Source organism: Amorphus suaedae (assembly GCF_053629675.1).
The window spans coordinates 889259-903657 of the sequence record NZ_JBRJIT010000002.1 but is presented as its reverse complement, the minus strand read 5'-3'; the positions used below and the strand labels follow the sequence as shown (position 1 = coordinate 903657).

Here is a 14399-nt window from a genome sequence, read left to right as displayed (position 1 = left end):
CGACAGGTGAGACAGCACACGATGACAACCGAAACCGAAGCGGCCCGGCTCGTCCGCGTCGCTTCCCGCGCGCTGGGCCGCCACGGCCTCGTCCATGCCTACGGCCACTGCTCCGCGCGGCTCGACGCAGACAGCTTCCTGGTCTGCCCGGCACGGCCGATGGGCCTTATAGAGGTCGGCGAGGCGTGCACCCGCGTGCCGGTCGACGGGCCGCTGCCGGAGGGCGTGCTCGGCGAGGTGCGCATCCATCAGCACATCTACCGCAACCGGCCGGAGGCCGGCGGCGTCGTGCGCTTCATGGGGCCGAACGTGATGGCGCTGGCGGCGCTTGCCCGCTCGCCGAAGCCACGGCACGGCTTCGGCACCTACTTCGCGCCCGGCGCGCCGCTGTGGAACGACATCCAACTCATCCGCGACGACGAGAAGGCCCGCGGCGTCGTCGAGACGATGGGCACCAACGCCGGCGTGCTCATGCGCGGCAACGGTGCCGTCACCGCGGGCGAGAGCCTGATCGAGGCCGTCGTCCTCGCCTGGTACCTGGAAGACTGCTGCCGCGTCGAGCTGGAGGCCCTGAAGGCCGGGCTCGCCGACACCGCCCCCACCATCACGCTTGAGGCCGCCAGGGCCCGCGCCACCAAGGCCGGCCTGATCTTCGAACGCATGTGGGAACACCTCACCTTCGCCGACCCGGAGCTGACCTGATGAACGAAGCCCCCCGCCCTGCCGCCGGAACGGCGACCGCCAGCCTGCCCCGCGTGCCCAACTTCATCGGCGGCCAGTTCGTCGACGGCGGCGGCAGCACCTTCGAGAACCGCTATCCGGCCACCGGCGAGGTCGTCTCGCTGGTCACGGAAGCGACCGCCGACGACGTGGACCGCGCCGTCGGCGCCGCCCGCAAGGCGCTCAACGGTCCGTGGGGCCGGATGAGCGTGCCGGAGCGGGTGACGCTGCTGCGCAAGCTCGTGGATGGCATCACCGCCCGCTTCGACGAGTTCCTGGCCGCCGAGATCCGCGACACTGGCAAGCCGGCCTCGCTGGCCAGCCACGTCGACATTCCGCGCGGCGCGGCCAACTTCGCGGTCTTCGCCGACCAGATCACCACCATCGGCACCGAGACCTTCGAGATGGCGACGCCCGACGGCGCCGGCGCGCTCAACTACGCGCTCCGGATGCCGCGCGGCGTCATCGGCGTCGTCTGCCCGTGGAACCTGCCGCTGCTTCTGATGACCTGGAAGGTCGCCCCGGCGCTCGCTTGCGGCAACACCGTCGTGGTGAAGCCGTCGGAAGAGACGCCATCGACTGCGACGCTGCTGGGCGAGGTCATGAACGCCGTCGGCATTCCGGAAGGCGTCTACAACGTGGTGCACGGCTTCGGCCCCGGCAGCGCCGGCGAGTTCCTGACCACCCACCCGGGTGTCGACGCCATCACCTTCACCGGCGAGACGAAGACCGGCGAGGCGATCATGGCGGCGGCCTCCAGGGGCGTGCGCCCGGTGTCGCTGGAACTCGGCGGCAAGAACCCGGCCCTCGTCTTCGACGACGCCGATCTCGCCAAGACCATCGAGGGCCTCGGCCGCTCCTGCTTCGCCAACACCGGCCAGGTCTGCCTCGGCACCGAACGTGTCTACGTCCAGCGCGGCATCTTCGACAGGGTTGCGGAAGCGCTCGCCGAGACCGCCAGGGGCTACGCGTTCGGCGATCCGTTCGCCAAGACGACGAACATGGGCCCGACCATCTCCGCCGAACACCAGCGCAAGGTGCTCTCCTACTACGAGAAGGCGAAGGCCGAGGGGGCGACGGTGCTGGCCGGCGGCGGCAAGCCGACCGTTCCGGGCTTCGAGAACGGCTACTGGGTCGAGCCGACGGTCTGGACCGGCCTGCCGGAATCCTCTGCCGTGATCACCGACGAGATCTTCGGCCCGTGCGCCCACCTCACCCCGTTCGACACCGAGGAGGAGGCGATCGCGCTCGCCAACGCCAGCCCCTACGGGCTCGCCACCTCCATCTGGACCCAGGATCTGTCGCGCGCCCACCGCGTCGCCAAGCAGGTGGATGCCGGCATCACCTGGGTGAACTGCTGGTTCCTGCGCGACCTGCGCACGGCTTTCGGCGGCTCCAAGAGCTCCGGCATCGGCCGCGAGGGTGGCGTCCACTCCCTGGAATTCTACACCGAGCTCCGGAACGTCTGCGTCAAGCTCTGACCCGGCGCATCCGGCCTCGACGATGCGGCGCCCCGGCCAGACGGTCGGGGCGCCGTTTTCGTATGCGGGGGAGCGGCTGCAACCGTCATCCGTCGAGGAACGCTTCCAGCAGTTCGAGGACCGCGTCGGGCTGCTCGACCGGGGCAACGTGACCGCTCTCGATCTCCGCATAGCGCGCGCCGGGAATGAGGTCCACCAGTTCCCGGGCATGTGCCGGCGGCACGATGTGGTCGAGCCGGCAGCCGATGGAGAGCGTCGGACAGCGGATCGCCCGCGCCGCTTCGCGCACGTCGAGGACGAGATCGAGCTCCACCTGGCGGACGAAGCCGTCCCAGCGGCGGATGCGCACCGCCGTCGCGATCGCCTCCTCCACCGCCTCGGGCGCTAGCCCGGCGACGAAGGCGGGGCTGTATCCGGTCAACCATTGAAGCCGGGTCTGAAGGCCCGGGTCGCGGCTCGCCAGATCGCGCCAGAGGCGGAACTGGAGCTGCATGCGCGCGTCGTCCGCCCGGGCGAACCCCGCCAGCAGCACCATCCGACGGACGCGCTCAGGATGCCGGGCGGCGAGTTCGATGGCGACCGGGGCTCCGAGCGAGAACCCGGCGATGTCGAAGCGCTCCAGCCCGGCGGCATCCGCGGCCGCCATCACGTCCGCCGCCAGCCGCCCCGTGGTCAGGGCGCCGCCGGGATCGGCCGTCTCTCCGGAGCCGGAATAGTCCGGTCGGACCACCGTGAAGCGCTGCGCGAGCCGGGGCACCAGCTGGCCGAAATTCAGCTCTCCGTTGCCGCCGGTGCCGTGGACCAGCACCAGCCCGGGGCCCGATCCGTCGACCCGGTAGGAGACGTCCGTTCCATCGTAATGCGCCGTCGGCATGGGTCCCTCCGCGTCCTGCCCTGCTGAAAGCTAGCAGACGGACGCGCGATGTGCCGCCAGGCGCTGGACCGGACGGCGTCCCGGTGGAATGATCCGCCGATCAGCCACGCGGATCGCGAACCGCGCCGCCGCGGCAACCGCTCCCGCCTCGCGTCCGAGAGGCCGGCTGCGGGCTTTCGTGTTGTCGCGTTTCCCGTTGGGGACCCGAGTCCCCTTCTGCCTGCAACGTGCTTTGGAGCCGACCGGGATGAGCCTCGATTTCCTGATCACCACCCTCATCGTCGTCGTGGCCCCGGGCACCGGCGTTCTGTTCACGCTGGCCGCCGGGCTGTCGCGCGGGACCAAGGCCAGCATCATTGCGGCGTTTGGCTGCACGCTCGGGATCATCCCCCACATGGCGGCCGCGATTACGGGGCTGGCCGCCCTCCTCCACACCAGCGCGCTCGCCTTCCAGACGCTGAAATATCTAGGCGTCGCCTATCTGCTGTTCATGGCGTGGCAGACGCTGAAGGAGACGGGTGCGCTCAGGGTGGAGACCGAGGTCGCACCGCGCTCGGCCCGGCGCACCATCGTCCAGGCGATCCTGATCAACGTGCTGAACCCGAAGCTCTCGATCTTCTTCTTCGCGTTCCTGCCCCAGTTCGTGACGCCCGGCGAGCCGCACGCGCTTGCCCGCATGCTGGAGATGAGCGGCGTCTTCATGGGCCTGACCTTTGCGGTCTTCGTCGTCTACGGCGTGTTCGCCGCAGCACTCCGAAACCATGTCATCAGCCGTCCGCGCGTCATGACCTGGATGCGCCGAACCTTCGCCGCCGCCTTCGTCGGGCTGGGCGCGAAGCTCGCGCTGGCGGAGAGGTAGACAGGCATCGCACAGTCGTCCGCGAGCACTGCGGGCATCCGACATTTCCGACCTGGGATTCCGACCCCGCGATTCACCCCGCACGGTGTGGACAGGGTACGTTCCGCTCGACTGCTTATGCACTTTTTGCGAGCATTTAATTATTTCGTTTTTCTTTTGGTTGTGTTTTCCTGATCGCGTGTCGCGAGCGGTTGAGGGGCCTCCTCGGCCGCGCCCATTCGTTCCCGCCCAGGAGAATGTCAGATGGCCGAGCCCAAGACCTACCACTTCAAGCTCCCGCGCAACCGACGTCCGGACCCCTTCCCGCTCAACGAGCGATGGTACCCCGGCATTCGGGATTATTGGGGAACGAGCACGATCCGGTCCGTCGATCCGATCGAGGGGATCCGCGCGATCGTGATCCATGCCACTGCCGGCTCGTCATCCGAAGGCGCTGTGTCCGTCATCAGGGATGGCGCGGCGAGTTTCCATTGGCTCGTCCCGGATGAGGACGAAGCTGCCCACGGCAAGTTCTGCTGGGCCTGCATTCCGGAGACGAAGGCGGCATGGCATGTGCGGAATGCCGTCTCGCACGACGACATCAACGGCGGGCAGACCCATGTGAACCACTGGTCGCTCGGCATCGAGGTCGTCAATTCGATCAAGCCGACCGATGCCTTTTCGATGTGGCAGCTGGATATGACCGCCGAGATCGTACGCTACTGCTGGGCGAAATATCCGAACCTGATCGACGTTGTCTCACACGCCAAGCTCGACCCCCAGCGACGGTCGGACCCCGGGCATCACTTCGACTGGGACACGTTCAGAAAGAAGGTCCTGGCCGAGGGCCCCGGCCCGGTCGATCGACAGCTGGACGACGCCGAGCGTCAACTGATGGCCGCGATGACGCCCATCGAAGCGCTGCCTGAAAGCCAGGGCGCAAGCATCTGCTGACGAGCGCCCTCGCCGACTGCCCCGCCGCACCCCCTACCGCTGCAGTTCCTGCAGCAGGCTGGCGGAGGCGTAGCCGTCGGCGACCTGGCGGTTCCGCTTCTGGTAGTCGCGGATGGCGGAGCGGGTCATCGGACCGATCTTGCCGTCGACGCCGCCGGTGGAGAAGCCCTTGGACGACAGCAGCGTCTGCATCTGGCGGACCTGGTCGCGCGACAGCGGCGGATCGTTGCGCGGCCACGACTTCTCGATCGGCCCGGCGCCGATGATGCGGTCGGCGAGATGGCCGACGGCGAGCGCGTACGACGTCGCGTTGTTGTAGCGCTTGATGACCTCGAAGTTCTTCAGCATCAGGAAGGCCGGGCCGTTGGCGCCCGCCGGCAGCAGCAGGAACGCCTTGTCGCTGCCGCGCGGAAACTCGCGGCCGCGCGTGCGCGTGATGCCCATCCGGCGCCACTGCGACAGCGTGCGCCAGGTTTCCTCGTCGGCGAGCGAATAGTCGAAGCCGCGCGGCAGGTCGACCTCATAGCCCCAGGTCTTGCCGGTCTCCCAGCCGAAGTCGTGGAGATACTTGGCGGTCGACGCCAGCGCGTCGGGCACGTTCGTCCAGATGTCGTTCTTGCCGTCGCCTTCGTAGTCGGCGGAATGCTGGCGCCAGCTCGACGGCATGAACTGGGTGTGGCCCATGGCGCCGGCCCAGGAGCTTTCCATGTTCGCCGCCGACACGTGGCCCGCCTGCACGATCTGCAGCGCCGTCACGAACTCCGTGCGCCAGTAGTCGCGCCGGTCGGGCGCATCGCAGGCGAGCGTCGCCAGCGCGCGGATCGCGTTGTGCTTGCCCATGTAGCTGCCGTAGCTGGTCTCCACGCCCCAGACGGACAGCACCACCTGCGACTCCACGCCGTAGCGCCGCTCGATGGCGGCAAGCTGGGTGGCGTACTTCTGGCGCATCTCCCGGCCGGTGGAGATGCGCGAGGAGGAGACGGCGGAATCGAGATAGTCCCAGATCGGCTTCACGAATTCCGACTGCTTGCTCATCAGCCGGACGGTGTCCGGATCCGCCGTCAGCCGGGAGGTGGCCTGGGTGAAGGTCGCCTGCGACACGCCGGCCGAGCGGGCCGCCGGCCACATCGACTGGACGCAGGACTGGAAGGACGCGGCGGCGGGCGCGGCCAGCGTCAGGCTGGCCAGCAGCAGCGTGCCGGCCGCGGCCAGGACCGGGTGTCCAGAAAATCGAGCGGATCTGATCGCCATGGCGTTTCCTCGTCGAACCGGCTTGCTGCTGTCTGTCGCATCCGCCGCGACGAGCGATCCTCGCTCCTTGCGGCAAATGCAGCGGGATACGTATTGAAAGCCCGTTTCCGGACGGTCCACCGACCGATGCGAAACGGCTTCGGAGTCAAACCCTCAAGCGCGCCCTCCCATCCGGATCGCTGCGATCTCAACGGGAACCGCTCTGTCGCGTTCCACTCCGCTCCGGCCGCGAAACGCTCCCGGGGCTGGTAAGTGGGGCCCGAACCGTCGCGGACCAGGGGTGTCGCGCCGGATAGAGCCAGTGATCTGGTAACCACAACAGGGTTAAGAAAGCGTGGCCTCCGCCGCTTCGGGACGACCGGCGGCCGACATCGTGTCGCCGGCTTTGGCGGGGACCATCGGGCAAGTGCCCTTTATTCGCGCCGCTGGCGGGACTATGAGTGGCCATCGGCAGCCACCCTTTGCGAAAGATACCGACAGGCCCATGACGACCCCGGCTCCCGCATCCTCCACGACCGCCCCGTCGAGCACGAATGCCACCGACTGGCTTGCTTCGGCGACGCGCACGCTGGACACGGAGATCGAGGGGCTGGCCAGCCTCAAGGCCGCGATCGGCAACGGCCTCGGCGCCGACTTCGTGAAGGCGATCGAGACGATCCGCGCCGGCAAGGGCCGCGTCATCGTCACCGGCGTCGGCAAGAGCGGCCACATCGGCTCGAAGATCTCCGCCACCCTCGCCTCGACCGGCACGCCCGCCCATTTCGTCCATGCGGCGGAGGCGAGCCACGGCGACCTCGGGATGATCACCGAGGAAGACGTCATCATCGCGCTGTCGTGGTCCGGCGAGACCAAGGAATTCGCGACCATCGTCGCCTACGCGCGGCGCTTCCGCGTGCCGATCATCGCGATGACGTCGAGCCGGCGCTCGGCGCTCGGCCGCGCCGCCACCGTGTCGCTGGAACTGCCGAAGGTGGCCGAGGCCTGCCCGCACGGCCTCGCGCCGACCACCTCGACGCTGCTCATGCTGGCGCTCGGCGACGCACTCGCCGTGGCGCTGCTGGAGGCGCGCGGCTTCACCGCCCAGGACTTCAAGGTGTTCCACCCGGGCGGCAAGCTGGGGGCCCGGCTGCAGCACGTGCGCGACGTCATGCACCAGGGCGCCAACGTGCCGCTGGCGGCGTCGGGAACGACGATGAGCGAGGCGATCGTGCTGATGACCGGCAAGGGCTTCGGCACGCTGGGCATCACCAACGACGTCGGCCACCTGATCGGCATCATCACCGACGGCGACCTGCGCCGCAATCTCGGCCCGGATTTGCTGGAAAAGAGCGTCGACGACGTCATGAGCCGCGGCCCGAAGACGGCCGAGCCGGGCGAGCTCGCGGGCACCGTCCTGGAGCGCCTCAACGCCTCGCAGATCACCGCGCTTTTCGTGGTCGAGGGCGCGCGCCCGGTGGGCATCATCCACCTGCACGACCTGCTGCGCTCCGGCGTCGCCTGAGCGCGCGCAGCGCCCGATAGGCCTGCGCGTTGCTGCGCTTTTCTGCGCGATTCTGCGCGCGACCAGCGTGGCGCGCGCAGGTCAGTCCGTGCGGCGCGCGGCTCTCACGTCGCCGCCGTCGCCGCGACGACGGTCTCCGACCGGCTGGCCGCTTCCACCGCCGCCACCGCCGTCATGTTGACGACGCCCCGCGCCGTCGTCGAGCGCGAGACGATGTAGGCCGGCTGGGCGGCGCCCAGCAGCAGCGGGCCGATGTGCAGCGCCTGGGTCATCTCCTTCAGGAGCGTCATGGCGATGTTCGCCGAATCGAGGTTCGGGAATACCAGGAGGTTCGCCTCGCCGGTGAGCTTGCTGGTGGGCATGGAGCGGCCCCGCACCAGTTCGGACAGCGCGTCCTCGCCGTTCATTTCGCCGTCGACCTCGAGATCCGGCACCGTGCGCCAGAGGATCTCGGCGGCCTCGCGCATCTTGCGGGCGGAGGCGCTGTCGCGGGAGCCGAAGTTGGAGTGGGACAGCAGCGCCGCCTTCGGCGTCGTGCCGAAGCGGCGGACCTGGCGTGCGGCCAGCCGGGTCATCTCGGCGATCTCCGCCGCGCTCGGATCGTCGGTGACGGCAGTGTCGACCAGGAAATAGGTGCCGGTCTGGCCGATCAGGATCGACAGCGCCGCGAAGGCGTGGACGCCCGGCGAGCAGCCGATGATGCCCTGGACGTGGGTGAGATAGTCGTCGAAGCGCCCCTCCAGGCCGCAGATCAGCGCGTCGGCCTCGCCCCGCTTCACCGCGAGCGCGCCGATGACCGTGGTGTTGGAGCGCACCGCGGTGCGGGCGGCGTCCGGCGTCACCCCGTGGCGGCCGACCAGGCTGAAGTAGAGATCGGAATAGTCGCGGAAGCGCGGATCGTCCTCGGGATTGATGACCTCGATGGTCTCGCCCGGGCGCAGCTTCAGGCCGTGCCGCTCGGCGCGGGATTCGATCACCTTCGGCCGGCCGATGAGGATCGGCTCGGCGAGCCCCTCCTCCTTGATGATCTGGGCGGCGCGCAGCACCCGCTCGTCCTCGCCCTCGGCGTAGATGATGCGCTGCTTGCGCGTCTTCGCCTCGGCGAACAGCGGCTTCATGAGAACGCCGGTCTTGAAGACGAAGCGCGTCAGCCGGTCGTTGTAGGCATCGAAGTCCTCGATCGGCCGCACCGCGACGCCCGTTTCCATGGCCGCCCGGGCGACCGCCGGCGCGATCCGCAGGATCAGCCGCGGATCGAACGGCGACGGGATCAGGTAGTCGCGCCCGAAGATGCGGGTCTCGCCGCCATAGGCCTTGGCGACGACTTCCGACGGCTCCTCCTTGGCGAGGTCGGCGATGGCACGCACGGCGGCGCGCTTCATCTCCTCGTTGATGGCCGTCGCGCCCACGTCGAGGGCGCCACGGAAGAGGTAGGGGAAGCAGAGGACGTTGTTGACCTGGTTCGGGAAATCGGACCGGCCGGTGCAGATCATCGCGTCGGGCCGCGCCGCGCGGGCGAGCTCCGGCATGATCTCCGGGGTCGGGTTGGCGAGCGCCAGCACCAGCGGCTGGTCGCCCATGCGCGCCACCATCTCCGGCTTCAGGATGCCGCCGACCGACAGGCCGAGGAACATGTCGGCGCCGTCGATGACCTCGTCGAGGGTGCGCTTGTCCGTCGGCTGGGCATAGACGGCCTTCCAGCGGTCCATGCTCGCCTCGCGGCCCTCGTAGACGACGCCGTCGATGTCGCAGACCCAGATGTTGCGCCGGTCGGCGCCGAGCGAGACCAGGAGGTTGAGGCAGGCGAGCGCCGCGGCGCCGGCGCCCGAGCAGACGATCTTCACGTCCTCGATCTTCTTGCCGGCCAGCGCCAGGCCGTTGGTCGTGGCGGCGGCGACGATGATGGCGGTGCCGTGCTGGTCGTCGTGGAAGACCGGGATCTTCATCCGGGCCTTCAGCTTGTCCTCGATCTCGAAGCAGTCCGGGCCGCGGATGTCCTCGAGGTTGATGCCGCCGAAGGTCGGCTCGATGGCGGCGACCACGTCGCAGAACTTGTCGATGTCGCGCTCTTCGACCTCGATGTCGAAGACGTCGATGTTGGCGAACTTCTTGAAGAGGACCGCCTTGCCCTCCATCACCGGCTTGCCGGCGAGCGCGCCGATGGCGCCGAGCCCGAGCACGGCGGTGCCGTTGGAGATGACGGCGACGAGGTTGCCGCGCGAGGTGTAGTCGAGCGCCGCCGTCGGGTCCTTGGCGATCTCCAGGCACGGGGCCGCCACGCCGGGCGAATAGGCGAGCGACAGGTCGCGCTGGGTGCCGAGCGGCTTGATCGGCTGGATCTCGAACTTTCCCGGGCGCGGCAGGCGGTGATACTTCAGCGCCGCCTCGTCCAGTGTCTCGCTCGTCGGCTTCATCTGCGACATGTGTGCTCCATACGGCCTCGGGCCCTGCCCGGCGGCGGACCCGCGTGATCGCCCGTCGCGACTGACCTAGCCCAAATGACGCGGCCTGTTCAAACGGAACGGCGGAGGGTGGGTCGGTCGAGGGCCGTGTCCATGACGACATAGAGCACGGTCGCGTTGAGAAAGTGCCAGATGAAATGCGTGCCGATCGGGAAGGCGGCGCAAATCGGCTCGTCGATCACCCGGAACGACACCGACGCGGCGAACAGCGCACCGGCCACCAGCAGGCCCGGGGCATGGGGATCGCCGCGGCTCGCCAGAAACGCCCCGACGCCCACCAGCGCGAACAGCGCCGGAAGGTAGGCGGCCGATCCGCCGAAGATGAGGGAGAGGAACGGAACCACGGCGACGCTGGCGGCCACATAGACCGCCGTCGCCGCCAGGGCACGGACGATGGACAGCCGCACGAAGCGGCGCATGGCCAGGAAGAAATAGCAGAGGATAAACAGCGCGATCGGGGCGGTGTCGGCGATCGCGGCCCATTGGGTGGCCACCGTGTGGAAGAGAAACGAGCCGATTCCGATCGCCGCCGTCAGAAGGGCGAGGCCCAGAATCGGCCAGTCGTGCCGGTTGCGGCTCCATTCGCGGACGATGAGAATCGCGGCGAAGATGAAAACGACGTTGCTGACGGCGTTGAGCGGTTCCGCCCAGAAGCTGGTGCCGGTGCGCTCACAGTACAAATCCAACGCATCAGTCACGACGCACTTTCCCCCACCCCGGCGCGCTTGTGGACAGCCACGCCAATCGTCATGGTCGCCATGATAGTTCTTCGTTTGGAGATCCGACCATGCCCCATCTCGACGAGACACGAACCTTCATCCCCGTGTCCATCGCCGTTCTCACGGTTTCCGACACGCGGACGGCCGAAAACGATCGGTCCGGCGACACGCTGGCCGGGCGCATCGCGGATTCGGGCCACTGGCTCGCCGACCGCGCGATCTGCAGCGACGACATCGCCGCCATCCGGGGGCACGTGCGCAAATGGACGACCGATCCGGCGATCGACGCGGTGATCACGACCGGCGGCACGGGCTTCACCGGGCGCGACGTCACGCCGGAAGCCGTGAGCCCCATGTTCGACAAGCACATGGATGGATTCTCGGCGCTGTTTCACCGGATCTCCGCCGACACCATCGGCACCTCGACGATCCAGTCGCGCGCCACCGCCGGCCTGATCAACGCGACCTTCGTGTTCGTGCTGCCGGGATCGCCGGGGGCATGCCGGGATGCCTGGGACCACATCCTGAAGGCCCAGTTCGACTATCGCCACACGCCCTGCAACTTCGTGGAGATCATGCCGCGCCTGTCGGAGACCATGCGCCGCGGCGCCCGGGAGGGCGCGGGCCGCTCGGCCTGAGGATCGCCGGTTGCGGACGAGCCACGCCGGCGCATCGCGCGCGGGCGCGCCGGCGGCGGATGGTGCGGCAGGAGGAGGTCAGGCGGGAGGAAGGCCGCTCAGGGGTGAACGAGGGCCCGGGAGCGGAGCACGCAGAGGCGGCGCCAGGAGATGGCCGCGTCCAGCGACGGCGCATGGCGCTCGTCGTCGAGCGCCTTCGCCAGGGCGGTGCGGGTGGCGAGCAGCCCCTGCTCCGGCACCGGCAGGCCGAGAATGTGCGACCGCAGCGAGACCACGGCCTGGGAGATGCGGCGCGGGCGGACGAACTCGTCGAAGGCGAAGCGGAAGACCGCGGTGCGCTCGCTCGCGCTGCCCGAGCGCTCCGCAGCATCGACGAACGCCGACACCTCGCGCTGCCAGCCCGGCTCCAGCGCCACGGTCGGCTCCAGCACGAGAACCCAGCGGCCGCGCTCGACGGCGGCCAGCGCCGCGGCGACCCGCTCGTCCCGTGGTTCGTCGAGGCTGATCAGGCGGCACCCCGCCGCGTCGGCGACCTTGCCGGTGCCGTCTTCGGACTGCCGGTCAGCGACGATCACCTCGGCAACCACGCCTTCGACGGCGCCGGGAACGAGGGCCGCAAGGCAGCGGGCGAGCGCGAATTCGTTATTATGTGTCGGAACAATGACGCTCAGCATTCCTAGTGCATAGCATGTTGCGGCGCACAAGGCGAGCGCGTTGCGTCCAAAAATTGCGCATGCCTGCATTCACGTCGCGCACATTGCCGAAGAGACGGCCAGCGACGCGTGGCCCCTGGCGCCTGAGGCGGAACATTTGCCTTGCGCGGCGCGTTTGTTCTTGTATTGTTCCTGACCGGCTCCCACGTTCCCCCTGCCCGGCATGTGCGTGACGGGCCGAACGGAACATGAGAACAAAACGAGATCAAACACAGTCGCGCCGCGCCTCGGCCGCCTCACCCGGTCTTCCGAGCCGCCGCGACCCAACCGGAGAGGTGGCGTCATGAATGCCCCTTTGCGACAGCCTCTGACCTCGGACCGCGCGGCGCCGCCGCCGCTCATCGACGAGACCGGCCAGCCGGCGCCGTTCGGCGCGCGCCTCGACGAACATCGCCGGCGCGGCCGCGGAGCGGCGGTCAATCCGGCCGGCCGGTTCGAAAGGACGGCGATCGAGACGGTCGACGACGGCTGGGAAGGGCTCGGCGAGCTGCCGGCCCTGAAGACCGAGGTCCGGCTGGAGACGCCGCGCACCGTGATCACCCGCAACGAGTCGCCCGACATCGGCTTCGACCGCTCCATCAACCCCTACCGGGGCTGCGAGCACGGCTGCGTCTACTGCTTCGCCCGGCCCTCCCACGCCTACATGGGGCTGTCGCCGGGGCTGGACTTCGAGACGCGGCTGACCGCCAAGCCGGGGGCCGCGGCCGTGCTGGAACGCGAGCTGTCCAACCCGCGCTATCAGCCGAAGACCATCGCGCTCGGCACCAACACCGACCCGTACCAGCCGATCGAGCGCGACTACAAGATCACCCGGGAAATCCTGGAGGTGCTGGAGCGCACCAACCATCCCGTCGGCATCGTCACCAAGTCGGCGCTGGTGCTGCGCGACATCGACATCCTGCAGCGGATGGCCGAGCGCGGGCTGGTCAAGGTGGCGATCTCGGTCACCACGCTCGACCGCAAGCTGGCGCGGGCGATGGAGCCCCGCGCCGCCACGCCCCAGAAGCGCCTCGACACCATCGAGCAGCTCGCCGCCGCCGGCATCCCGACCAGCGTGATGGTCGCCCCGGTGATCCCCGCCCTCAACGACGCGGAGATCGAGACGATCCTGGAGCGCGTGTCGGCGGCCGGCGCCCGGGAGGCCGGCTACGTGCTGCTGCGCCTGCCGCTGGAGGTGTCCGACGTCTTCAAGGACTGGCTGCTGCGGCACTATCCCGACCGCTACCGGCGGGTGCTGTCGATCCTGCGGGCGATGCGCGGCGGCAAGGACTACGACGCCACCTTCGGCAAGCGGATGAAGGGCGAAGGCCCCTACGCCTGGACCCTCGGCCGCCGCTTCGAGCTCGCGGCGAAGCGCAACAGGCTGAACACCTCGAAGGCGCGGCTGCGCACCGACCTGTTCGTGCGGCCGCTCGGCGACGGACGCCAGCTCAGCCTGTTCTGACGGGCAGCCGCGATCGGCGGGCACGGGCGCGCCGCCTGTCGAGGGGCGGATTGCGATAAGGCGGGGGCGGGTTTTCGCCGCCGGCCAAGACGGGCAGGATAGGGGTCACCCGCGAATCAGCCCCGTTGGAAGCGATGCCCGCCGCCGCCCCGTCCAGGACCCCGTCGATCTATCCGAACCCCGCCTTCGACCGCGCCGCCCGCAGGCGCGCCGGCGGCCCGGTGTGCGGCGTCGACGAGGCCGGGCGCGGCCCGTGGGCCGGGCCGGTCGTCGCCGCCGCGGTGACCTTTCCGAGCGGCGTGAGCGTCGCGGGCGTCGCCGATTCCAAGGTGCTGTCGGCCGAGGCGCGCCACGAGCTCTACGCCCAGATCGTCGCCCGCGCCGACGTGTCGGTGGTGGTGGCCTCCTGCAGCCGCATCGACGCCATGAACATCCGCGGCGCCACCCTGTGGGCGATGACCCGCGCGGTGGCGGGGCTGTGCGAGCGGCCGCGGCTCGCCCTCATCGACGGCAAGGACGTGCCGAAGGGGCTTGCCTGCGAGGGCGAGGCGATCGTCGACGGGGACGCCAAGTCCGCCGCCATCGCCGCCGCCTCGATCGTCGCCAAGGTGACCCGCGACCGGCTCATGCAGCACATGGCGCTGTCCTTCCCGGACTACGGCTTCGAGCGGCACAAGGGCTACGGCACCCGGCACCACCAGGAGGCGCTCGCCTCGTTCGGCCCGACCATCCATCACCGGCGCTCGTTCCGGCCGATCCGCATCCTGCTCGGGCTCGAGCCGGCCGACGCGATCGCCGGCTGAC

General features: G+C 69.3%; 13 protein-coding genes. 8 read left to right on the top strand and 5 right to left on the bottom strand.

Features of this window, described 5'->3' with window-relative positions:
* Positions 1-21: 21 nt before the first annotated feature.
* Complete coding sequence (locus tag AB7M35_RS17905) at positions 22-702, top strand: class II aldolase/adducin family protein (protein WP_453961776.1); 681 nt, start codon at positions 22-24, stop codon at positions 700-702.
* Complete coding sequence (locus AB7M35_RS17900; RefSeq protein WP_453961775.1) at positions 702-2201, top strand: 2-hydroxymuconic semialdehyde dehydrogenase; 1500 nt, start codon at positions 702-704, stop codon at positions 2199-2201. The genes AB7M35_RS17905 and AB7M35_RS17900 overlap by 1 nt, the downstream gene beginning before the upstream one ends.
* An 85-nt stretch (positions 2202-2286) precedes the next feature.
* On the opposite strand, the gene AB7M35_RS17895 is transcribed toward AB7M35_RS17900, so the two are convergent.
* Positions 2287-3075, bottom strand: coding sequence for an alpha/beta fold hydrolase (locus tag AB7M35_RS17895; protein ID WP_453961774.1), 789 nt, complete (start codon positions 3073-3075; stop codon positions 2287-2289).
* 247 nt (positions 3076-3322) lie between these two features.
* On the opposite strand from AB7M35_RS17895, the gene AB7M35_RS17890 reads away from it, so the two are divergent.
* Together AB7M35_RS17890 and AB7M35_RS17885 are read left to right on the top strand one after the other, a co-directional pair.
* Positions 3323-3934 carry a LysE family translocator gene (locus AB7M35_RS17890; RefSeq protein WP_453961773.1) on the top strand — a complete coding sequence of 204 codons (612 nt, stop codon included), beginning with the start codon at positions 3323-3325 and terminating at the stop codon, positions 3932-3934.
* A 243-nt stretch (positions 3935-4177) separates the two neighbouring features.
* Positions 4178-4867, top strand: a complete 690-nt coding sequence (locus tag AB7M35_RS17885) for an N-acetylmuramoyl-L-alanine amidase (RefSeq protein WP_453961771.1) — start codon at positions 4178-4180, stop codon at positions 4865-4867.
* 33 nt (positions 4868-4900) lie between these two features.
* Here AB7M35_RS17885 and AB7M35_RS17880 read toward each other — a convergent pair whose 3' ends face one another.
* Positions 4901-6118, bottom strand: a complete 1218-nt coding sequence (locus AB7M35_RS17880) for a lytic murein transglycosylase (protein WP_453961770.1) — start codon at positions 6116-6118, stop codon at positions 4901-4903.
* Positions 6119-6602: 484 nt separating this feature from the next.
* On the opposite strand from AB7M35_RS17880, the gene AB7M35_RS17875 reads away from it, so the two are divergent.
* Complete coding sequence (locus AB7M35_RS17875) at positions 6603-7619, top strand: KpsF/GutQ family sugar-phosphate isomerase (protein WP_453961769.1); 1017 nt, start codon at positions 6603-6605, stop codon at positions 7617-7619.
* A gap of 104 nt (positions 7620-7723) precedes the next feature.
* Here AB7M35_RS17875 and AB7M35_RS17870 read toward each other — a convergent pair whose 3' ends face one another.
* Together AB7M35_RS17870 and AB7M35_RS17865 are read right to left on the bottom strand one after the other, a co-directional pair.
* A complete protein-coding gene (locus AB7M35_RS17870) occupies positions 7724-10042 on the bottom strand; it encodes an NADP-dependent malic enzyme (RefSeq protein ID WP_453961768.1) in 2319 nt (772 codons plus the stop codon).
* An 89-nt stretch (positions 10043-10131) separates the two neighbouring features.
* Positions 10132-10890: a ceramidase domain-containing protein gene (locus AB7M35_RS17865; protein ID WP_453961767.1), complete on the bottom strand. Its 759-nt coding sequence runs from the start codon at positions 10888-10890 to the stop codon at positions 10132-10134.
* Between AB7M35_RS17865 and moaB the strand changes: the two genes are divergently transcribed.
* Entirely contained in the window at positions 10869-11438 is a 570-nt protein-coding gene (moaB, locus tag AB7M35_RS17860; RefSeq protein ID WP_453961766.1) for a molybdenum cofactor biosynthesis protein B, read from the top strand. The two genes, AB7M35_RS17865 and moaB, sit on opposite strands and share 22 nt — an antisense overlap.
* A 98-nt stretch (positions 11439-11536) precedes the next feature.
* On the opposite strand, the gene AB7M35_RS17855 is transcribed toward moaB, so the two are convergent.
* The gene (locus AB7M35_RS17855) at positions 11537-12112 is read right to left on the bottom strand and encodes a glycosyltransferase (RefSeq protein ID WP_453961765.1); all 576 of its coding nucleotides are present in this window, start codon (positions 12110-12112) and stop codon (positions 11537-11539) included.
* A 322-nt stretch (positions 12113-12434) separates the two neighbouring features.
* On the opposite strand from AB7M35_RS17855, the gene AB7M35_RS17850 reads away from it, so the two are divergent.
* Complete coding sequence (locus AB7M35_RS17850; protein ID WP_453961764.1) at positions 12435-13595, top strand: PA0069 family radical SAM protein; 1161 nt, start codon at positions 12435-12437, stop codon at positions 13593-13595.
* Positions 13596-13729: 134 nt separating this feature from the next.
* Positions 13730-14398 carry a ribonuclease HII gene (locus AB7M35_RS17845; RefSeq protein WP_453962564.1) on the top strand — a complete coding sequence of 223 codons (669 nt, stop codon included), beginning with the start codon at positions 13730-13732 and terminating at the stop codon, positions 14396-14398.
* Position 14399: the final 1 nt, after the last annotated feature.